Source organism: Nocardiopsis sp. NRRL B-16309, assembly GCF_001279585.1.
GTDB lineage: Bacteria > Actinomycetota > Actinomycetes > Streptosporangiales > Streptosporangiaceae > Nocardiopsis.
The window spans coordinates 1-707 of record NZ_LGEC01000138.1 but is presented as its reverse complement, the minus strand read 5'-3'; the positions used below and the strand labels follow the sequence as shown (position 1 = coordinate 707).

The 707-nt window shown below is 64.9% G+C and carries 1 pseudogene; it reads right to left on the bottom strand.

The features are described from left to right. Positions 1 to 224 (bottom strand): annotated as a pseudogene (locus ADL05_RS31415) (hypothetical protein); the annotation flags it as partial. Positions 225 to 707 lie beyond the last annotated feature (483 nt).

The window sequence follows — 707 nt, the reverse complement described above, 5'->3', positions numbered from 1 at the left end:
CCGCGATCCACCGGCAGGCGAGCCGCCAGGCGTTCGGTGACCGCGCCCGCGTCCAACACCACCACACCGCCATCGGGCACCTCGGCCAACGCCGCCCCCGCGATCCGCTCCCCCTCCACATCCCTGCTCGGGAGCCGCGCCGGAGGGGTCCCGTCGAGGGGCACGCCGCGCACCGCCTCCGGCCCGTGTGCGGCGGCGCCACGGATGCGAGCTCGAACAGGCATGCCAGCCTCCCATTCATCCCTCGACCGGAAAACCGAAGCCATCGGTCGAAAGGGAGTCTTTATGGTGAACAAATAATTAATGCGGGATTGCACTCCAAAGAATCTGCGCCAACCTTCTACCATGATTCGCGAAGCGCGCACAATGACAGGCAGTGTGACCTACATTTCCGAGGGCGGCCACGCCATACCCTCGCCGCACATAATGCCTGCTCAGAGCCAGTGTTGGCCGGCGCGTCCACGAGGCAACGGGCCCATCCCGGAAAAAGGCTTCACGAGGAGTTCCATATCCGGGTGCCGCGATGCTATTTTCGTCCGGCCTGGAGCCCTGGGCGTGCAGCGGACGCACGGGGGACACAAGCGTGAGCGGATTCGCTTTCGTGCTTTGGTGCGTGGAGGGAACCGGCCAAGGAGACAACCCACATGCCACTCAACCACCACATGAACAACACCACCCGCTACACCCTGGCCACCCTCACCGGCATC